Annotated in this window: 14 protein-coding genes; 6 read left to right on the top strand and 8 right to left on the bottom strand. The window is 58.2% G+C overall.

The annotated features are described in order from the left end of the window. The first annotated feature begins 15 nt into the window (after positions 1-15). Positions 16-681, top strand: a complete 666-nt coding sequence (locus HHL08_RS21815) for a lasso peptide biosynthesis B2 protein (RefSeq protein ID WP_169575071.1) — start codon at positions 16-18, stop codon at positions 679-681. Further along, on the top strand, positions 678-2,405 hold the full coding sequence (locus HHL08_RS21810) for an asparagine synthase-related protein (RefSeq protein WP_169575070.1): 1,728 nt from the start codon (positions 678-680) through the stop codon (positions 2,403-2,405). Before HHL08_RS21815 ends, HHL08_RS21810 begins: the two co-directional genes overlap by 4 nt. On the opposite strand, the gene HHL08_RS21805 is transcribed toward HHL08_RS21810, so the two are convergent. The 4 genes from HHL08_RS21805 to HHL08_RS21790 form a co-directional block, all read right to left on the bottom strand. After that, a complete protein-coding gene (locus tag HHL08_RS21805) occupies positions 2,341-4,407 on the bottom strand; it encodes an Atxe2 family lasso peptide isopeptidase (protein WP_169575069.1) in 2,067 nt (688 codons plus the stop codon). The two genes, HHL08_RS21810 and HHL08_RS21805, sit on opposite strands and share 65 nt — an antisense overlap. Before the next feature lie 89 nt (positions 4,408-4,496). Then, positions 4,497-6,902 carry a TonB-dependent receptor gene (locus HHL08_RS21800; RefSeq protein WP_268932749.1) on the bottom strand — a complete coding sequence of 802 codons (2,406 nt, stop codon included), beginning with the start codon at positions 6,900-6,902 and terminating at the stop codon, positions 4,497-4,499. 242 nt (positions 6,903-7,144) lie between these two features. Then, positions 7,145-8,194 (bottom strand): FecR family protein, encoded by a 1,050-nt coding sequence (locus HHL08_RS21795; protein ID WP_169575067.1) that lies wholly within the window; start codon positions 8,192-8,194, stop codon positions 7,145-7,147. A 1-nt stretch (position 8,195) separates the two neighbouring features. Continuing rightward, entirely contained in the window at positions 8,196-8,741 is a 546-nt protein-coding gene (locus tag HHL08_RS21790; protein ID WP_169575066.1) for an RNA polymerase sigma factor, read from the bottom strand. 379 nt (positions 8,742-9,120) lie between these two features. On the opposite strand from HHL08_RS21790, the gene HHL08_RS21785 reads away from it, so the two are divergent. Further along, the gene (locus HHL08_RS21785) at positions 9,121-9,279 is read left to right on the top strand and encodes a DUF6961 family protein (RefSeq protein ID WP_235955223.1); all 159 of its coding nucleotides are present in this window, start codon (positions 9,121-9,123) and stop codon (positions 9,277-9,279) included. Between the two features lie 10 nt (positions 9,280-9,289). Here HHL08_RS21785 and HHL08_RS21780 read toward each other — a convergent pair whose 3' ends face one another. The 3 genes from HHL08_RS21780 to HHL08_RS21770 form a co-directional block, all read right to left on the bottom strand. Then, complete coding sequence (locus tag HHL08_RS21780) at positions 9,290-9,883, bottom strand: alpha-ketoglutarate-dependent dioxygenase AlkB (RefSeq protein WP_169575065.1); 594 nt, start codon at positions 9,881-9,883, stop codon at positions 9,290-9,292. A 520-nt stretch (positions 9,884-10,403) separates the two neighbouring features. Then, the gene (locus HHL08_RS21775; RefSeq protein ID WP_235955222.1) at positions 10,404-11,258 is read right to left on the bottom strand and encodes an HNH endonuclease; all 855 of its coding nucleotides are present in this window, start codon (positions 11,256-11,258) and stop codon (positions 10,404-10,406) included. Next, entirely contained in the window at positions 11,258-12,901 is a 1,644-nt protein-coding gene (locus HHL08_RS21770) for an AAA family ATPase (RefSeq protein ID WP_169575064.1), read from the bottom strand. Before HHL08_RS21770 ends, HHL08_RS21775 begins: the two co-directional genes overlap by 1 nt. Positions 12,902-13,677: 776 nt before the next feature. Between HHL08_RS21770 and HHL08_RS21765 the strand changes: the two genes are divergently transcribed. The 3 genes from HHL08_RS21765 to HHL08_RS21755 are packed head-to-tail and all read left to right on the top strand — an operon-like array spanning position 13,678 to position 18,072. Next, entirely contained in the window at positions 13,678-14,931 is a 1,254-nt protein-coding gene (locus HHL08_RS21765; RefSeq protein WP_169575063.1) for a metallophosphoesterase family protein, read from the top strand. Continuing rightward, positions 14,928-17,051: an ORC-CDC6 family AAA ATPase gene (locus tag HHL08_RS21760; protein WP_422633769.1), complete on the top strand. Its 2,124-nt coding sequence runs from the start codon at positions 14,928-14,930 to the stop codon at positions 17,049-17,051. Before HHL08_RS21765 ends, HHL08_RS21760 begins: the two co-directional genes overlap by 4 nt. A 40-nt stretch (positions 17,052-17,091) precedes the next feature. Continuing rightward, positions 17,092-18,072 carry a hypothetical protein gene (locus HHL08_RS21755; protein ID WP_169575061.1) on the top strand — a complete coding sequence of 327 codons (981 nt, stop codon included), beginning with the start codon at positions 17,092-17,094 and terminating at the stop codon, positions 18,070-18,072. Between the two features lie 617 nt (positions 18,073-18,689). Here HHL08_RS21755 and HHL08_RS21750 read toward each other — a convergent pair. After that, positions 18,690-19,828, bottom strand: a protein-coding gene (locus tag HHL08_RS21750) for an IS3 family transposase (RefSeq protein ID WP_169575060.1) whose coding sequence is annotated in 2 segments (ribosomal slippage) — positions 18,690-19,561 and positions 19,561-19,828 — 1,140 coding nt in all. Because the reading frame shifts where the segments join, the coding sequence is not laid out codon by codon here. Positions 19,829-20,036: the final 208 nt, after the last annotated feature.

Here is a 20,036-nt window from a genome sequence, read left to right as displayed (position 1 = left end):
CGGGAGCTTTGCCCCATGCTGGTCATGCTGCGGCCGGGCCTTGCCTATTGTGTGACCGAAGGGCAGGCCGTCTTCCTCGATCTCACGGCCGATCGCTATTTTGCTCTCAGTCCTGCAAAGACCGCCGCCTTTTCAGATTGCCTCATCGAGGATCATGGCCCCGAGGCGAAACCGGCTTTGCGCTATTTCATAGACGCCGGGATATTGGTCACCGACGTTGCGGACGCAACAGGCCTGGCGTTGCCAAATATTCAGTTGCCAGCGCGTGATGCGCCTCTTCTGCCGGACGTCTCGGTCCGCCGGCAAACCCTGGTGCGGGCGATGGCTATTTTGCTCGCCACGCGTTTCAAGCAGATATATCGCCCGAAAGCATTGTTCACGTTCGGGCTTGAAGCGCGCTGGTGGAAATTGCGGGCGAACGCTTCTGGCCGGGCCCAGATTGTTGATCTGCTTGAGGCCATGTCGTGCGCGGAGCGGCTGCTGCCGCTCCGGCTGAACTGCGTTAGCCGCACACGAGCACTCAAATATTTTCTGGCGTGTTATGGCGTGGATACCGACATGATTGTCGGGGTGAGGCTTCATCCATTCTCGGCGCATTGCTGGCTTCAGGTCGACGACATCGTGCTGAACGACACGCTGGAGGGCATCGCCCCTTATACGGTGATCAGAGGCATCAAATGAGCAGCTTCTATTCTTTCGCGATCGACATTCGGCCTGCGGCTTCGAGTTTTCCTGGTCCCGTGGAGAGTGGGGTGGGGAATGCAGAGACGCCGGTCTCCCTGAAGAGCCTGTCCAGCGACCTTGATCGCTATGAAGCTGTCGACGATCGCGGCCGCCATTTGCTGTTATTGGGCAATCTATTCGACAGGACCGCAAATCGAATTGTGTCGCCGAGCGATTTCTCGCAGATTCTACGGGAGCAGGATCCGATTCAGGCGCTGCTCGTGGACTATTGGGGGCGGTATGTCGCTGTCCTTCACCATGCCCCGACTGGACATGTTGAACTGGTCCGAGATCCGTCTGGCCAAGTCCCATGCTATTATCGCCAGGATATCGGTCAGCTTCACGTCGCGCATGACGCAGATCGGCTGTTCGTTGAGGCTGGGGTGCCCGATCCCGACTGGTCCATCCTGGCAAGGCATCTGCGCAATCCCATGGTACGAACGAACGAGACCTGTCTTCACAGCGTGTCTGAGCTTTTGCCGGGTTTGTGCGTCACATGGTCGGCTGATAGGCTGACATGCAAGCCAAGGTGGATTCCGCAGATTGAAGCAAATCTGATCGAAAAGCCTGTCGAGGCGATTGCGGATCGACTGAAGCGCGAGATCGAAAATGCAACTACCGCCTGGGCGCGGCGCTTTCCTCGCCCTTTACTGGGTCTGTCTGGAGGTCTGGATTCCTCGGTCATTGCTGCGTCGCTCAGGGCACACGAGTCGGATGTGAACTGTTTGAATGCCGTCTTTGGCACAGGGAGGGGAGATGAGAGAAGCTATGCGGCGGCGGTCGCTGGCATGTACGGTTTCCCGCTCCATCAAGTATTGCTCAAGGTTCATGACATTGATTACAGTAGATCGCTAGCCTCGGCCAAGCCAAGACCGTTATCGAGCGCCTTTACGCAGGCAATCGACAGAGCCTCCGCCGACGTCGCCGACGTCTGCTTAGCGGACGCCCATTTCAGCGGGGGAGGCGGTGACAATATCTTCGCCTTCATCCATTCTTCCTATCCTGCTACCGACTGTCTCCTGGATACCGGCTTCGGCGCGAAATATCGGTCAACCATATCCAACCTGACGCGGATGACCGGCTGCGACATGTGGCAGATATTGGCGCGCTCAATCAGGCATGGGGTCTTTGCGCATCGCCCATTTGCCCACAGGGTGGACGTGCGATTTCTAGGCGAGAAGAATGCCGACGCCTTGCCCGTTCATCCGTGGATTGAGCGCGGCGGCAAGCGGCGTCCGGGAAAGCGTCAACATATCGCGGCGACGCTGGAGGCCATTCATTTCACCGAGTTTCTCAACATCGGCGGGCGCCCCACTATTTATCCGCTACTCTCCCAACCACTTATGGAATATTGCCTTTCCATCCCGGTTTGGCGCTGGTCGCACAAAGGCGTTGATCGGTCGCTCGTGCGTGAGGCTTTCCGCCGAATGTTGCCAGATGAGATCATAGCGCGCCGGACAAAGGGATCATTCGGCCAGCTTTTCGAAGCGGGCTTCATGCGTAACATCGGCGTCATCAGGTCCATGCTCGCGGATGGCCAACTCGCGGCCCAAGGTCTTCTGGATCGTGCGGCATGCCTCGATGCCCTGAGCAGACCGGAGAAATTGCGTCCGGAGGTCATGAGCCGTCTCGCGCTTTTCGTGGATGCGGAGGCGTGGCTGGCGGGGCGAAGCGCCCGTTAACGGCTGACCCGTTCAGGGTGCGTCGCAACCAATCGAGCACACGGCGATACACCGCAAGGCGGTGCGCGGGCTGGAATTTCACATGCCCTTCGTCTGGGAATATGTACATCTCAACGGGCCATCGTTTGGCGCGCAGCACTTCAAACGTGTTGAGCGCCATTCGATATTCCTCTTCCGAAGCCTGAATGAGGATAGGGATGGGGCGCTTATCTGCATGCATAGCCAATGAGGATTGCGACCAGAAGGCATCCGCCCGACTGCCGGGAAGGGGATAACCCAAGCTTCCATACCATCGCTGATATCCTTCGCCGTTGCCGACCATCATGCTCGCATCTTCGCAGCATGTGCTCAGGGCTGCGGCGGCGAACTTGTTGGAATGGATCAGCGCGAAGGTCGCTGTTGTGGCGCCATCGCTCTGGCCTGTGATCGCCACCCGGCGCGGATCCACGACGCCGCTTTGTTCGAGACGATCGATAATGGTCTCAAGCGAGGACAATATGCTCCGGCGATCTATCCAGTCTTTCTGGTTCGCCTGAAGATATTCATCATAGGTGACAGGCGGCCCGTGCAACGCATAGGCCTTGGGCTTGTTGAAGCTGAGAACCGCAAACCCATGTGATGCGAGAAGCTGTATCGGATATTCGTCCGCCGTTCCGCCGCGCAGAAAGCCTCGTGATTCATACTGGACGATAACCAGTGGCAACCGCGTTCCCGGCCTAACTCCGGCCGGAAGGACGAGGTCGCCAAAAGCCTCTATCCCGAAGCTGTTCTTCCACGCCAGGCGCTGGACTCTACCAAGCCGAAATTGCGCGAATTCCGGATTAGGATCGAAAATCGTGTCGAGGGAGCCGGTCGCTACGTTGATCGAGACAATATGTCGGGGCCGAAGGGAGGTTTCGCGAGCGCAGATAAGCTGTGTGTCTGCTACTCCACAGCCAAACAGCGCGTCGTCAGTGAGCAGGATCCTGCGTGGGCGACTGCTTCCAGGAATCCAGCGGTAAAACCCGGTCTTCTCGTCCGATGCGCCTTCGCGCGTGGCAAATATCAGCTGCTTGCCGCCAGGCAGCCACCAGGAGTCGGTAACGTTCCGGCAAGCAATGGCCAGGCATTCAAATGTCCTCGCGCCGACACGAACGTGCAGACGCGCTGGCTGTCGAAATTTTGCGGGATCGTCGGCGATGGACCAGGCGACATGATCGGCATCGAACCGAGCATGGGCTCTCGCCCCAGCGGGCCGGGCCCCGCCAGGGGACACTATTCGCGTTATCTCTTCCTGGCTCGCCGGCCGGACGGTAGCGCTGCCAATATCAAGCGCTTGGACGACCGATGGAATTTGGTTTGTGGGCAGGGGCCGATTGCTGCCCAGCGGCCAGAAGCGGTCGTCATAGCGAAAGCCGTTCAGGCCTTCTCGCGTGATTTCATCTCTTGCCTCCACAAGGCCGGGACGGCTCCGAAATAGGAGCGCGTCGCCAGTTTCTGACCATTCCAGTGCCTCGACATCGACCTCGGACTGAATGAGCATATGACGGTCTGTTCCGTCGGGCTTGATGATCCAGATTTCTGCCTTCCCGCTACGCTGTTTGACATAGGCGAGATACCGGCCGTTAGGATGCCAGCGGACCAAGGGAGGCTTGGGAATGCCGAGCGGTATGCCGACCAGACCATATTTGTCGAAGCTTGCGCGCTCGATGTCGCCCGCGTCGTCGATCACACGCGCTGGGGTACGGCCATCTGTTGGAACCAGGACGAGCGCCGAGCAGAAGCGGTTAGACGCCGGGTTCGCCTGGCGAAGCTGAAGCGCAATCATGTCGCCGTCCGGGGACAGTTGTATTGGTGCGCCATCCAACGAAACGCCGCCAAAATCGCGTAAGCCGATCAGGGCTTCCGCGGTGATGTCCCTGAAAGCCCGGTTATTCGTCCAATTGATCGGGAGAGAGCATGGGATGCTCCCTCCCTCCGTTACGGGGTTGCTGTGGGGTTGGGCAATGGCATGCGTCGCCATGAACAAGGGCATGGCGGCGCATATCAGGGCCCTGGCAGCACCGGACGGATTGGAAGGAGTCGGCCTGGCAAATGCTCTGGTCATCATTGTCACCAATGCTTTGTGACGCTCAGGCTTACGAAGCGACCGATGGGAGAATAGTTGGTTGAATCATAGTTGACGTAGAAGCTGTTGCCCCCGCTTGGTGCAGCATAAGGTGGCCGGGCATTGAACAGGTTACGAGCGCTGAGTGCAAAATCCCATGCACCAAGCGGGGTGTCGGCTGGCAGGGTGAGAAGCGCGTTCAGATCGAACGTGGTTTGCGATTTGACGTCATTCTCACTTGTGGAGCGCGTATCGCGCAGCCGCCCCGAATGGTTGACATAGCCTGCCAGCGTGAAGCTGTCCTTGGTCCAGCTTATGTTAAACCGGCCCCGGAATTTGGGTGGATTGTAGATGATACCAGCGAGGCGGGTAACCGGAGCGTTCTCGTTGATCTGTTCGGTCGATTTAAGCCAAGACCCGTTGCCGCCCACATTCAGTTCGCCCCATGCGCCTATTGGAAGGCTATACCGCCCGCTCAGATCGAAGCCGTGGATTTTCTGCTCAGTGCCATTGATGAAATTGTTGAAGGCAATGGCGACGACGGACGATGGATCATAGGGCGCTCCGCTGTAATTATTCAGCTGCCCGTTGGTCGACGCGATGAGAGCAGCCTGCGTAGCCGCGTCCGGGGCGTAGATCACATAGTCCCCGAAGATGGGATTGCTTAACGCGGAATATTGATTGACCCCAGAGATGGGCTGGATAATCCGGTTTTTGTAACGGATGTTGAAATAGGAAGCGTCCAACTGAAGGCCTGGGATCGCGCTAGGATGCGCACCAAGGGTGATCGTCCAGGTTTCCGCCCTTTCAGGCTTCAGATCGGGATTGCCGCCTTGGCTCATCATGGCGACTGAGCCGCTTGGGAATTGGGATCCGCCATAGGCGGACGCCGCGCGCAGGGTGACGTAGCGCATCTGATATTGCTGCAACAGCGTGGGCGCCTTGAACGATTTGCCCCAAGAAGCCTTGAGATCAAAATCGCGGGTCGGTGCATATATGAGGCCGAGCTTGGGCGTGGCGACTTCGTCGATACCGGGATAGCGCTCGTAGCGCAGGGCTCCATTAATCGAAATCCGATAGGCCCAGCTCAAGTCTTGTTCGGGCGATATGAGGGGGACGTTAAGCTCGCCGAAGGCGTAGCTGCTATCGATGCTGCCACCCCCGTTGGACCGGCTGCCAGATGCGTTTGTATCCTCGAAACTATTATATCGGTAACCGCCGCCGATCGCCAGGCGGACGTCTCCCGCCGGCAGACTAAGAAGCTTGCCTTCCGCGCCCAACTCTACCGATCGCGCAACATTGCAATAACAACCATAGGCCCTGCTCGCGACAGCGCCGTTCGAGTAATAGCGTTGATCGTAATCAGTGCGGTCCCGGCCATAAAGGCCGCTCAAGTTCACCGTCCAGTCGGGATTGATCCTCCAGGCCAGTGATGGGGCCAACGCGAAGCTCTTGTTGACTGGCGTGTTGAGATAGCCCGAACGCGCGTCGAGCGCGAGCATTGAGGATATCTCGCGGCGATTGAAAAGTGCATCGACCGCAAATTCGAGATTTGGGCCGATCGCCTGGTGTCCGCTGAGAATGACGCTGTGATTTTCGCGCTCGGGCAGCAGGGTGGCTGCGTCCGGCATATAGTCGGTGTAGCTGCGATCGCGCGCGGTTATGTCGCTGCCCTTCAGGAAGTCATAGGCCACGATGAATCCGCCAGAGTTCCAGCGGATACCGGCAGTGGTATTATATTGCTGCTCGACATCGCCGCCGTCCGTTGCCGCGCCCCATCTCGCCGAGGTCGAATAACCCTCATAGTCTCGCTTCAGGATGATGTTGACGACGCCGCCCACGGCGTCCGATCCATAAATGGCCGAAGCGCCATCGGGTATGACCTCCATGCGGCTCACGACCGAAACAGGTATCGCGCTGATATCGACTGCCTGGACTGCGGATCCGTAAGAGAGACGGTGGCCGTTGAGCAGGGTCAGCGTGGCGTCGCCGCCGAGGCCGCGGAGGTTTGCCGTAGAACCGCCGGAGAGGTTCTGGTTTGCGATCCCGACGTTGCCCGGTGCGACTGAGGGGTTTTGTCCGCCGCTGAAGCTTTGTGGCAGGGATCGAATGACTTCACCCAGATCATTCTGCCCCGACCGGCGCATTTCCTTTTGCGATACTTCGATCACGGGTGCCGCGATACTGGCACCCCTGATGCGGGACCCGGTCACGAGGATGGTATCGGATGAGAGGTCGCCATCCTCCGGCGATCGCTGGGAGGTTGAGCGCGCCACAATTACAAAGCTGCTGCCATTCTCAATGGCACGCAGACCCGTGCCTTTGAGGAGCAGCCGCAGCGCTTGCGCGGGGGAGTAGCGGCCGTCCAGCTTGGGCGACAGGTGCCCCTCCACCAGCGCCGGCTGAAACATGACTTCGCGTCCGACTTGGGTCCCCAAGGCGCGCAACGCATCGGCAAGTTTCTGCGCCTCGATGTGAAATGTCTGCTCGGGCTGCGTGCCCGCTAGCAGTACCGGCGAGGCGGTGGCGATGCCGACTGCACTGGCAACTGCGATGGCGTTAGCGAGATTGTGAGAGATTTTCCGCATGAGGACCCCTTGTCTTCGCATCGTTCTTCGATGCTCTGACAGGCTCCACGTTGCCGAATTTGAATTTATGGGGTTTCGGCCCCGCTCTGTGAAATATTTGTGTCGGATGGCGTCAGGGTTATGGAGCTGTCAGGCGTCTCCGCGATCTTCAAGCCGAAGAGAAGGCTGAGGTTGGTGGCCAGCCTTCGAGGTTCGTCGATCGCAAATGTGCCTGACGCCCGCCGATCAGCAATTTCCGCGACTGGCTGCCTGATCTGGATATGCGAGTAGCGATTTGCCTCACTGATGAGATCGCCTACTCTCACATTATCGAACTGCCTCATTTTCGAGGTCCAGCTTTCCCCTGCTGCCGGAGCGAAGGATGCTGGCAGGTCGCGCACGCCAAATCCCCCAGCTTCGACCACCTGCCCGGGGCGCAGCAATTTCGGTTTGCTGGTAATATCGTGTCCAACAACATGGTTGGCTTGCGCGACGTCCACCGATCCGCGCAGGAGGCGGACGAAATATATATGGTCCGAGCGGAAGCCGACATCAAAAACTGTTCCGTGAGCGGTCACGGTGGCGTCGCCGACAGAAACGGTAAACGGCCTCTTTTCATGGGCCACTTCGAACCGGGCCTTGCCCTGCTCCAGGCGGAGCGACCTTGAACTTGGCGTAAATCGCATCGACACGATGCTGTTCGTGTCGAGCGTAATCTTTGATCCGTCTGCAAGCTGAACCTTTCGGATCTGCCCGACCCTGCTTGCGAATGCGGCGGTATGTTGCCCAGCGTCGGCGACTATTGCGGGTCCGTTCTTTTGGCCTTCATTGCCAGCTGGCATCCAGACGATGGCAGAGAAGGAAAGCAGGATCACAGCGACCGCCGCCGCAAGAGCCACCACATGTCGGCGGTGCGTCGGCGCAGCGTCTGCTTCGGCTTTGGTCGGCGACACCAGCGACTTTCCCATGCTGTAGACTTCCGCGATCCGCGCGTAGGCAATTCGGTGGTCTGGATCTGCGGCAAGCCATGCCTTGAATTCCTGGTCTCGGCTTTGGGCATCTGGACCCTGCATCGCGGCGAACCAGGATGCGGCTTCTTCGCGCAAGGCGGAGCGCTTCTCTTGTTCATCGAGCATGTCAGTCGTCCAGAGCTTGTGCGATACGCGCCAGTGCGCGGCCCAGATGATATTGAACGGTGGGTACAGCGATTCCAAGCTTTTCACCGATTTCTCGATAGGTCAGATTGTCCACCCGATGCATGAGGAAGACTTGCCGGGTCTGCTCAGGGAGACCATCGACGGCCGCCTTGTAGAGACGCATAACATCCTGCCTTTCGATTCCGAAGCTTTGTTCCGGGGCAGCGCCGATCTCGGGTAGTTCATCCAGCGTCGGCCCTATGGTCGCCGCCGCACGTCTCGCACTGCGCATTCGATCCACGAGAAGATTGCGGGCTATGCGTTGCAGATAGGACGCTGGATGAACGAGTATCTTCGTACGCATATGGGCTGCAAGCCTGGCAAATGCTTCCTGCATGAGATCGTTGGCGTCCTCGTCATCCCGCATGCGTTGCTTGAAATAGCGGATGAGGCCCGGAGCTTCTGTGCTGTAGGTATCACTTAGAATCGCCGTGTATGCGCTGTCTTTTGCGACAGATAGACCGCCGCCTGGATGCTTGTCGGGCATAGGACGCGGTTGCGCGCGATCTGTCTGGGATCGATTGATGGGGAGAGGACGTAACACGCGAGCTTGGCCAACAGGCCGACAGAATCGGTCCCGAGAATCCCGGGGGCGATTGCGCTAGGTGTGTCTCAAGCGATGGCGCGCCGTCGCTCCGACCGCCCCAAAAATCAGAGGGGCGTCAGTTATGCCTGACAGGATAATCCTACAGCGGGGCTGTCAGCTAAATCCCCCCTGCCAGCTTATGATGCAGCGGCCCAGTCCGCATATCAAGAGGCCATGACGAATAGTTATTCCTGATGGCTACGCTGGGCCTTGGTACTGCTGAGCGCTGATCCTGCATTGCTTCGATTCTCTCGAGCATGATCCAGGCTGGGCCGAAGCGTTGGCGGTCGAACGGCAACATGGCGCGAACGCCGCCGACTTTATTACAGAAAGGGTAAGAACGCTGGCGCTGGCGGCTGATCGCGCCGGCGTTGCGCGGTGGCTCGACATTGCGACGCGCTTGGACCTGCTTCTTGATGCGGGCACCATGGAGCATTGAAGGTGGGCAGCTATCTGATCATGTTCCGGCCCGCCAGTTTCTCAGCGAGCGTACGGAAGGTGATCGACCAGCGGGTCTCTCCCATTTCGGCTATGCTATGCTCCCATTGGAACCGCGCTTCGCCATAAAGGTGATAGACCGAACGCGGCGCGAGCGGAACGGTGACGCGGTCGAACCCGCTGGCGTTGCGCCGCCGAAAACGCAAGGGGGCCGACACGCCCAGCGAAATGCCGACGACATGGTCGAAGACCGGGCGATCACGGTGCCAGCCTATGCCGGCATCAAGATCGTAGCGGATGAGGAGCGCCTGGGCTAGGCTGGCGGGCTCAAGGTCGGCAAAGGCAGCGGCTTTTGCACGCACCGGTAGCAGCCAATCCGGCATGGGATCTGTAGGTCCGAAGCGTGCGTCGTCGAAGTCATAGCGCCAGCCGAAGGAACTGGTCAGGCGCTTGCCGAGCCAACCCTGGAAACGAAACGGCTCGAGCGCGGATGCGTCGATCCCGTCGATCAGCCTCAACTCTTCATCGCGGGAGATAAGGTCTTCCCGATAGGACAAGCCCGGGATTTTCGGGGTCTCAAACAGGTCGGGGAACAGGCTGGCCATACACGTATAGATTGGGAGGCTACGCGCACAAGGCAATCGCATAGCTGATTTTTTGATGGAGAGCGCGAGGTCCGTAAAGCGTTCAATCAATTCGAGTCAGTTTTGGGCACTGACCGGATTCCGACATTGATTTTATATTGTTTGGCAAATGGGGTCGGAGCGGTGCGGCTTGGAAAACTGCAATCGTCAGTGAGCCGCCGTGAAGTTCGAGCCATTTTAGTAGGCTGGGGCGTTTATTTCCACCCATTGGATTAAGAGAGGGGCAAGTGTCCTTCGTAAAATCCGACCCTTCCCGGCCGTTCAGCGCTCGATTTTCGATACCCAGGTGCCGACCGTCCGCTTGTCGGCCCTCGGAGCTTACCAATGGCCGATCCGGACTGGCACCCTGCAGATTGAAATCCGCAATAACAGAAGCTGAGAGGCCGAAACGCTATTCAACAACGGTGATGGAGCGCTGTCGCAGCGTCCTGGCGCTTTGCTTCCAGCGGAAGGCGCAAGCCCCTCAGGCTTCCGATCTTTTTCAAGTCGGCGACCGTGCTAGTAGATCGCGATATCCGCCCGAACAGAACCCGGCTTCGTTCGCGAGCGCGCGCGACATGATCGCCTGCCAGAATCCCACGCGATGCTGTTCTTCGATCCGGTCAGCATTTGCATGGAGATATGCCTCGATCAGCGGCTGGTCGATGACACCGCCATTGGGCTGGACGATTTCGCGCTCGATCCGAAGTGCCAGTTCGTTGAGCAATTCACCGACCTCGGGGAGCAGTGCCTTGTTGAAGTCGACCCGCTTTAACTGACGCTCCATACGACCAGCGAGCATGGCATCGGGAATCGCTGCAGGCGTGAACGTGAAACTGACGGTGTAGCTACCGTTTGCTCGCGTCACGGTCGGGGCAAAGAAGGAGACCGTGGGAATCTGGTCGATATAAGGATGAATGAAAGCAGTGGCGATCGTTTTGCCAGTCGACGCCGACTTGTGTTGGTTGCATGGGCCACACATCGCAACAAGGTTGAGCGGGAAGATCGCGAACTCAGGAAACGGCGTCTGCGCCAGATGGTGATCCAGCGTCACGGGACGCGCGCCGCCACAGCTTGGACAGCGATTGCCGGCAACTGCTAGCAATTCGGTGCGCAACCAGTAGAGTTGCTTGCCCTCATATGTCTTCTTGTACGCAGCGCGCAGTTTCGCACCATATTTGACCCGAAAGGGCTTGTCCGCCGTGATGTTGCAGCCGGCGCCCGCACCCATGAAATAGCTGAGATATAGCGGACGGAGCTTATCCTCCATCGCCCTAGGCACCGCTGAGCTCAACCCGCTCTTGAGCACGTTGAAGGGGTCGCCGACCTTTTTGTGCGGATAACGCAGCGTATACATCAGTCGTGGACCTTGTCTTCTTTCGCCCGCCGCACGATTGTGGCCATGACATGGGCGAGCGCCTGCGAGGACAAGCGGGACCCTAGCGCTTCCTCCACCCCTTCGACGGTCTCATAGGTAGTGACCATACGGTCGAGCACATTCCGGTAATCCCCGGCGGTCGGATAGAAACCGAAGACCTCGCGGCTCAGCGCGCCGACATTCTCGCCATAGGTCTCGATCGACGGGGGCTTGGAGATGGTCGGCTCCCGCCCTGCGAGAATGACCACTTGGTCCGCCAGCGCTTCCTGTACGACGACCGGCGAATGGGTGGCGACCAAGGCATAGGCTCGCTGGTGAGACAGTAAGCGGCGGATTGCCGACATCAAGGCGGCGAGCAAAGGCGGATGCAAATGAGTTTCTGGTTCGTCTATCAGCACGAGGCCGTGTCGCTGGAGCAGAGCGGTCATACCCGCCAATTGGTGCAGGACGATCTTGTGCCCGCTCGACAACTTCAGAAAGGCGGCGGCGGGATCTTGGCCGATCCAGCGGTTGAGCTGCTCGACGCGGATTTCGTCCAGCCCCCAGAAATCCTCTTCTTCCTCCGGTGCGTCATGCGGTGGAATGCCAGCATAGGCGCGGACCGATACTTCCTCCAGCACCGGCCGCATGACTTCGGCGAACGTCTTGAACCGGTCGAGCTCGCGGATACGCGCAATGTGGCTGGCGAATGTGTCCGCCATTTCTACTTGGGTGACCAGCCGTGGCGTCACGTCACTGCCTTCGATCAGCGCCGCTGGATCGCGGATACCGAGATAAACGTATCGTCCACGGCCAGCGATGAAATCGGCGCGACGCTCTTCGGGATCGTCGCCCTCGAGCATAGGCGGAACAAAATTATCGAACGAGCTGTAGGAGACTGCCAAGATATTGGGGAAACCCGGACCATCGGCGATGGCTCCCTCCACGGACGCCAGCTGCTCACGCTCGGCGGGTGGTGCATACGCTACGCGGGCGATGCGCGCGAGCAGGTGTGTCTTTCCAACCCCGTTCGGTCCGATGATGATGCCCGCGCGCCGAGACGGCTGGGGCTCGCGCAACCCCACCTGCGCTTCTGTTCCGCCTAGATTGAAGGTTATCGGCTCGTTGGAACCCATCGGCGTGAACGCGAGGGTGAACTCATCGTCGCCCGGTGGCGCTCCGCCAGCAGCTACCGTCCGCCCGATCTCGTCGTAGAAATCATCGGGTCGATTGTGATCGCGGTAAAGTGAGATTGCGAGGCCCGGTTCCTTGGCGAAGGCGTCGCGCAGTTCGGGATGCGAAGAAAGATCATTGAACAGCCCCCGTACTTTATCAAGGAGCCCGAGCTCGATCAGGCGGATATAATAGTCGATAGAGGTGCCAAGCGAGACGACATGTTTCTTGAATTGCAAAACCTTTGCCTGCCCGACCGGCAGCGGTATATTACCTTCCCGCTGCCCCTCTTTAAGGATTTTGAGCCTGCCGACCTGATGGATGGTGCCCTTGTGCTTGTAATACAGCGTATAAAGGGTGCGGTAGCTATAGTCGTTCCAGTTATCACCTAGAAGAATGAGGGCATCGTCTGCATTGACTGACGCGATGTTGCGAGCGGGTGGCTGGATGAAGAGGCGCAGCTGCGACATGTATTTTTTGTCCCAGAAAGAGCATTCTTAGCACAATTGATCTTTTATGAGGCCCTTCGTTAGCGATGCGGCGGCGCGATGCAACTCATTTGTCCTGATCGACTAATGGGCATTCGACCCGCAATCGCCGCATTGATAGACGGCAGCTTTCAGCTAAACGTCGCGGCTGCCACAATGACGATATTGGCGCATTTCCGCCGCAGCCGACCCTTATGAGACCCTCAGCGACCAAATCTCGGTCCCTGGGTGCAGACCGTCCGGTTCCAGCAGCTCGCGACCAACCATGCCGTTCCAAGACCAGCGCGAAACGTCTGCCCTGTCCCGAAATCTGCCATCCCCGCTTCATTGACCAGACCGGCGGCATTACGACTCAGTTCAGTCATTCCAGCCGCCTGTGAAGGCCCGTATCCCGTCATTTGTCGCTCTGCAAAAATTACTTATCGAAGCTGAAAGGACTTGGAGGGACTTGTGACGAGGGTGTTCGCTGGCAAATTATTAGGGGCTCAAGCGGAGCTCGTTCCGCGAGCGCGAATGGTCGCACCGAAATGGCTTCGAATGTGGCGCAGTTTTTAAGCTGTAGTCATACACAGAAATTTTGGGTTCTGGCTGCCGAAAATGCGCTTAGGCTTATCAATTCGAGTCTCGTATTTTCTAATGACATTTTGATGGACTTGGCGCGCGAAGTGCCATCATAGGGATTGCAGCTAACGAACGCCTACCGATTATGTCAGATCAGGAGAGGATGCCACTGACCAATGCTACCGCGCTTGAGAATATTGCAGGTCGGCGATGTTCATCTCGCACGGACGGCAAAATTGGGGCTGAAGCTTGACGAAAAGGACCGCCGGTTTCCGCTGGAACTGCGGAACCGGATGGCTGGCGGGCCAATAAAAACTGTTTTTAGGCGGCTTCATCAGTTTCTTGAGCAGGACGACTTTGCCTTCCTCCTGTTCATGGGCGATCTCGCCGAACAAGGCGATCTCAACGGTTTCAGGGCCTGTGTGCGTTACCTCGCGGAAGCGTTGCAGCTCGGCAAGGGACGCCGCTTTGAGGCTCTGAAGGTCGGCATCGTGCCGGGTAATCACGATATCGATCGCGTGCTTGCCGCCAAGCCCAGTTATACGACGAAGTTCACCCCTCTTCAGCAGGCCATGACGAACGCCGGCCTTCCGCTGCTCCCGGTCGACAAGCCCATCTGGCTCGACCATCAAAAAGGACCATGCCGGATCGATGTCGCGCTTCTCAATAGCTGCTGGGGATGCGGCTCGCCAGAATATATCCCGGAGGAGTTTCGCGACGAGATCGTGAAGGCTATTAACTCCGCTTTGACGAAAGGTGTCGATGAGAAGGCGACGCGGTCGTATTATGATCGCCAGCTTGACACGCCCGCCTTCAGCAAAAATACGGTCCAAGGTCTTGTCGAAGGCGCCTCGAAATTACCTGGCGGGTCGCTAATCATCGCTTGCGCTCACCATAATATCTTGCCGCAAAGGCTGCCCAGGCTGGCCCCCTACACCGAGCTCGTCAATTCGGGCGCGATCCGCAGCGAACTTAGTAAATTGGGAAGGCCGGTCCTTTACCTGCACGGTCATATCCACGAGGACCCGGTGGAAATTATCCAGACTTCTGCAGGCGCTCCTCTCGTGTGCATATCCGCGCCAGAGGCGTCGGAAGGCTTCAACGTTGTCGAGATCGTCTTCACCCCGGCTGGCTTGCCTCTGAGCTGCTACATAGAACCATGGCGCTTCGCCGAATCCGGTGTGTTCGCGGCCATGCAACGACAGGTCATTCCGATCGGGGCGGGACGTAGGCGCCCGCCTAACGCAGTGGTCGTGGCCATCTATCAACAGATCATCGCAGAACAGAGCTGCTTCTGGGGCGACATGATGAGCTGCGCCCAGAAGGCTGGCGCAACCCACGCGGCCGACGCCACCGAGGAAGCCCTGGAACTTTTAACCGCTGATCAGCTGGTGACCATCGAACATCATGAACTCGGACGCGAACATTGGTTGGTGAGGTCGAGGCTATGAAAGCAGGCGACCTTAATCCGTTTCGCCCGACCCGATGGGAACATCAGCGCCGGGGGCACCACCTGATTTGGTTTCCTCCGGCCGCCGATAGGTTGACCCAGGAAAAGTCAGTCTATGTCCGCGGGAGCCGCGGAAGTGGAAAGACCACGTTGCTGAGGAGCATCTGCTGGGAGGATCTCATGAGGAATCCTTCGCTTCAACTTCAGCACAAGCTCACCGATTTCGATCACATCGGCGTCTATGTGAAATTTCCTGACCACATCAGCGCCTCACTGTCCCACTCGGCTTGGGAAACGATCTACCCTGATTCTCCAAATCCCGACTTCGAATTGCATCGTTTCTTCTCGCTTGCGGTCGAACTGGTCTGTCTTGAACGGTGCTTGACAGCCTGCCACGACCTGCGTGTGGCCGGGGCCCTCCTCTATCGTCCAATCGAAGAGCTCAAGATCGTCGACACCGTGACAGGTGAGTTTCCTCGACTTGTCGATTTCGGTCAGCGCCCGTCAACCTTCCTCACGCTCGCTCAGCTCTGCCGCACGATAGTCCGGGAAATGAACCAGGCATGCGGTCGCGGCACAGTGAAGGAGCTCGGCGATCGTCTGCCACCGCGCGACGCAGGGGAAATCCTCAAATTCGTGACCGAAAAGATCACGGCTGTCATCCAGATGCCAGGGTCCGCCAACGCAGAGATTGGATTCAAGTTCTGTTTGGATGATTGCGAAGTGTTGAGTCCCATCCAGCAGCGCAGCCTCAACACCCTCGTCCGGATCAGCAATCACCCGATATCGTGGGTTGTCAGTTCGGTCGGCTCCTTCTTCGACACGTCAGAGACCTTCATCGAGCAGCAGCCGCTCACCGACCATGATCGCAAGATTGTCCGTCTCGACCTGCGAACCGCCGAGGAGTTCAAGGCGCTTTGTCAGGCAGTTCTCAGCCTTCGCCTCTATTTCGCCGTCAGCGAGGAGGCGAAAAAAGCCTATGAAGGCCGCATTGAGCAATTCTTCCCGCTCGATATCAAATTGGGCAGCCGCGACATCAATGACCTGTTTGCAGCGATTATCGACGAGTCTGAAAGCCCTTACGCAAAAAGGCTTGCGGTGGTTGCGACAAGCCTGCGCGCCGCGCTGCGCAGCCGTTTCAAAAGCTACCGTCGCGCCTATCCGCCGCGAACGAAGGACCTGCCTTATTATCAGACCTATGTCCTCCTTCTTTCGGAGGATGGTGAGGACGCGTTCAAGTCCGAGTTCGGACCGGCGGATGAACGACGCCTGCTGAGCGGATTGGATATATTCGAGGATGGCGCGAAAATCGCTTGGCTGCGGCGCAAGCAGGCGGCCGCCCTTCTTCATTTCGCCTCACGCCTCGGGTTCAAACGCCTTGCTTATGGCGGAGTGCCGATGATCGCTCAGCTTGCAGACGGCTCGGTGCGGGACTTTCTCGAGATCGTCGGCGAAATCTTCGACGCCTATTGTCATCGCCACAACATCAACCGGGAAACGGTCGACGCGCTTGATCGCTTTGCAGCTTCCCGGACCGAAGTAGCGGCTTGGATGCAGGAGCGCGGCATATACAATGCCAGCACCTCCTATTTGAGTGGGATCAGCAATCGATCGGAACTAGATGCGAGCATCGTCACCAAGTTCATCGACGGCCTCGGCTATTTCACTGCCAACCTGCAAAGCAATTGGCATGATCCAACGACCCTCGGCCGAGCGGAGCGCGGGGTTTTTACGGTCCGCTTTCCCGATCGGACAAAGGCACGCTCAAACCCCGAGCGTCAAGCGAACGAGGATATCGTCTGGAACGTGATCCGGCAGGCTGAACTCGCCGGCTACATTCGCACGTCGGCGATCCAGCTCGGGGCCGGGGTGAAGCCTTCCGAAGGCGAGGCGCGCAATATTAAGTTTCGCCTGCATCATCGCTTCGCGCCTCACTATAGGTTTTCGCACCGCGGTGCATATGAGACAGTGGCGATCCAGGTCGATGATCTCGCCCAACTCTTGGACCGGAACAACCAGATCGATTCTGCCGCATGGGGTCAGCGCATGGCCGCGCGTTTAGGCGGGGGCAGCGGGGGGCAGCTTGATCTCGACCTTTCGATCGGGGTTGATGATGTCTGAGCCCTTGTCGATAGGCCGTTTTCTTGTCAGGCAGAGCCAGGTGACCGCTAATACGGCGATGACGGCGATCTATGATCTCGTTATTTGCGCCGTGAGCTGGGAATCGCGCAATCCCACTTCTTTGCAAACGATCGGTGGCACCAACTATCCGACGGTCTTCGTGCGCTTCGCTTCGTCGAAGCCCGCAACAGACGATGCCAAGGACGCCAATCTCGCCATCTTGCAGGAGCTCTGTCCCAACAATCAACTGTTGATGCTCGGTCGCTCGACTGAACTCGACGCCAACATCGCGAGCTTGCAAGCCATGGTGCGCGACCAGTTCGTGCGCCATAAGCGCCCCCTCAGGATACTACTCGACATCACTTGTCTTCCTAAATCCTACGTCAGCTTCCTGTGCGGCCTAGGATTCAACGAGGACTATCTCTGTCGCCTCGACTGTCTTTATGCAGCCGGTCACTATGATCTGACCGGCGACGCCAGCGGCGGGGGACCGCTCTCGATTGTGTCAGAGGGCGAATGGACTTCCATCCAGATCCCTTTTCTGGAATCAGCGAATACCTTTTCGCCGGTGCGCGATCTCGTCGTCATCCTCGGCGGCGAGATTGGTTACTCCCTCCCTTTTATCGACCGATATGAGCCAGCGCGGTTGAGCGTCGTGTTCATCGAAGATGGGGTTGCGCCCGACAAACTGACTGGGAGCGAGAAGGCGGCTTATGAGGATCTGACCAATCAGCCGACCCTCGTCCGCGCGGACTTCAAGATTAACGACATGATCGGCGTACTCGGACATGTCCATGATTTCTGTTCGAAGGATCCAACCCGCGCTATCGTCGGCCTGGCCATTGGCTCCAAAGCCCAATCTCTCGCGCTGGCCCTAGGGGCGCTGGACCTTGATAATCTCGAAGTCGTGTGTCGAATTCCAAGCTCCTATGCCAGCAAGGACGTTGCGCCGACCGGGCAGGTGTTCCTCTATAGTATCGAGGATCGTTTTGAACCGATGGGCTATCTCGATGCACACTGAACGTGGGACAGCGGTGTCCGAGCAGCGAACTGACGTGTCCTTGGCATTTCGCAACACTAATCTGGCGTGGCCGGCAGCTATATGCGGGCGCCATACCGAGATCGGTCATTCTGCAATCGGCCCAACTTTCTGCGCTCTGCCATGCCGATCGAACAAGCTCTAAATGTCGGCTTCGGACAAGACCTGTCGTTCGACATACCGATTGGGTATGGCAGGAAAGCCCCAGGGCCGGGCGTTCCCGTTTTAAGTGGCGCTAATCAGGTGGGTCGATAGTCGACCCTTTGTGGTCCTTCCCGATCGCTTTTTCATTCCCGGTAAGCGGACATAGGCCAACGTGCGATTGTCGGCTTCTCCACGTCCGAAAGGTTGGACGATCCGGCAAGTCCGCTTCCCGGCGGCAAACTGGCTGGAGCGGTCGTTCGTTCAACTAGAGGGCGCGCCGCACTTAGTGAAGAAGAAGGCAGCAGTATCGCGCAATAGAGGTGGCCGGGTTGATTTGAACAGGGATCTGCAACGGTTAAGTGGATCGTCTGCCGATTTCATCGAACTGCCGATATGGGGCGTCATGTCGGGAGGGCGTAGCCGACCAGAGTGACGCCCCATATCGGCGGCCAAATTCAAGCTGCCATCAACATGGGCAGGTTGTCAAAATAGGTCTGGTCCGGCGTCTTGGCAGCAAGGCTCGAATGCGGCCTCCTACTATTGTAGAAGCTCAGATACCGACCGATCGATGATCGGGCTTCGCTGACCCCGCCGTAGGCGTGCAGATAAACCTCTTCGTATTTCACCGAGCGCCACAGGCGCTCGACCATCACATTGTCGCGCCATGCGCCCCGACCGTCCATGCTGATGGCGATTTCTTCGCGGAGCAACACGCTGGTGAAGGCCATGCTCGTAAATTGGCTGCCCTGATCGGTGTTCAAGATCTCCGGTTTGCCGAAGCGCGCCAGAGCTTCCTCCAGTGCCTCGACACAGAAGTCGGCTTCCATCGTGATCGACACCCGCCAGGCCAGGACCTTGCGGCTGAACCAGTCGACGATAGCCACGAGATAGACGAACCCCTTCGCCATCGGAATGTAACTGATGTCGGTCGCCCATACCTGATTGGGCCGTACGATCGCCAGCTTGCGCAGCAAATAGGGATATACCTTGTGCCCCGGCGTCGGCTTTGAAGTGTTCGGGCGGCGGTAAATCGCCTCGATCGCCATCTTCTTCATCAGCGTAGCTACATGCTGGCGGCCGATCTTCATGCCTTCCTGCCGCAGTAGATCGCGCAGCATGCGACTGCCTGCGAACGGAAATTCCAGGTGCAACTCGTCGATGCGCCGCATGATCGCCAGATCAGCCTCCGAAACCGGTCTGGGCAGGTAATAGACGCTGCCCCGGCTGATCCCCAGTTCCCGCGCCTGCCGCGCCAACGGCAAACTGTGCGAACGATCGATCATCGCTTTGCGCTCGGCAACAGACCGGCCTTCCCGAGCGCGCCGGCCAAAAAATCGTTCGCCAGCGTCAACTCGCCGATCTTGGCGTGCAGCGTCTTCATGTCAATCGCCGGCTCGGCCGTTGCCGACGCATTGTCCGAATCAAATACCCCGGCCGCGCCCTCCAGCAACTGGCTACGCCACGTCGTGATCTGGTTTGGGTGCACGTCAAACTGCTGCGCCAACTCGGCCAGCGTCTTCTCCCCCTTCACGGCAGCCAATGCTACCTTCGCCTTGAAAGCCGGGCTGTGATTCCGGCGTGGTCGTTTGCTCATTTCTACTCCTGTCACGCGGCCATCCTGGCCGCCGTCAGGCAGAAAATCCACTCATCTCAATGTCCAGATTTCCCAGGCCACCTCTCAATCTCGCAGCCAAGAAGCATGACTTAAGCCCCTTTCGCATTTGTACAGGTCAAACTTTGGATCTCATTTCCCTTGAAGTACAAGCTTTGCCTGGATCAACCGGAATATCTCCGCCTGATAG

The organism is Sphingobium psychrophilum (assembly GCF_012927105.1).
In the GTDB taxonomy this organism is placed as follows: domain Bacteria; phylum Pseudomonadota; class Alphaproteobacteria; order Sphingomonadales; family Sphingomonadaceae; genus Sphingobium; species Sphingobium psychrophilum.
Note: the sequence above shows the minus strand (reverse complement) of the source record. Positions and strands in the feature narration are given on the sequence as shown.

What these genes read in the sequence shown, in the direction of transcription:
- HHL08_RS21795 (WP_169575067.1), bottom strand. Translation starts at nt 8,194, where the DNA reads ATGCTCGATGAACAAGAGAAGCGCTCCGCCTTGCGCGAAGAAGCCGCA.
- HHL08_RS21780 (WP_169575065.1), bottom strand. Translation starts at nt 9,883, where the DNA reads ATGGCCAGCCTGTTCCCCGACCTGTTTGAGACCCCGAAAATCCCGGGC.
- HHL08_RS21775 (WP_235955222.1), bottom strand. Translation starts at nt 11,258, where the DNA reads ATGTATACGCTGCGTTATCCGCACAAAAAGGTCGGCGACCCCTTCAAC.
- HHL08_RS21815 (WP_169575071.1), top strand. Translation starts at nt 16, where the DNA reads ATGCTGGTCATGCTGCGGCCGGGCCTTGCCTATTGTGTGACCGAAGGG.
- HHL08_RS21810 (WP_169575070.1), top strand. Translation starts at nt 678, where the DNA reads ATGAGCAGCTTCTATTCTTTCGCGATCGACATTCGGCCTGCGGCTTCG.
- HHL08_RS21805 (WP_169575069.1), bottom strand. Translation starts at nt 4,407, where the DNA reads ATGGCGACGCATGCCATTGCCCAACCCCACAGCAACCCCGTAACGGAG.
- HHL08_RS21790 (WP_169575066.1), bottom strand. Translation starts at nt 8,741, where the DNA reads ATGCCCGACAAGCATCCAGGCGGCGGTCTATCTGTCGCAAAAGACAGC.
- HHL08_RS21770 (WP_169575064.1), bottom strand. Translation starts at nt 12,901, where the DNA reads ATGTCGCAGCTGCGCCTCTTCATCCAGCCACCCGCTCGCAACATCGCG.
- HHL08_RS21760 (WP_422633769.1), top strand. Translation starts at nt 14,928, where the DNA reads ATGAAAGCAGGCGACCTTAATCCGTTTCGCCCGACCCGATGGGAACAT.
- HHL08_RS21800 (WP_268932749.1), bottom strand. Translation starts at nt 6,902, where the DNA reads ATGTTTCAGCCGGCGCTGGTGGAGGGGCACCTGTCGCCCAAGCTGGAC.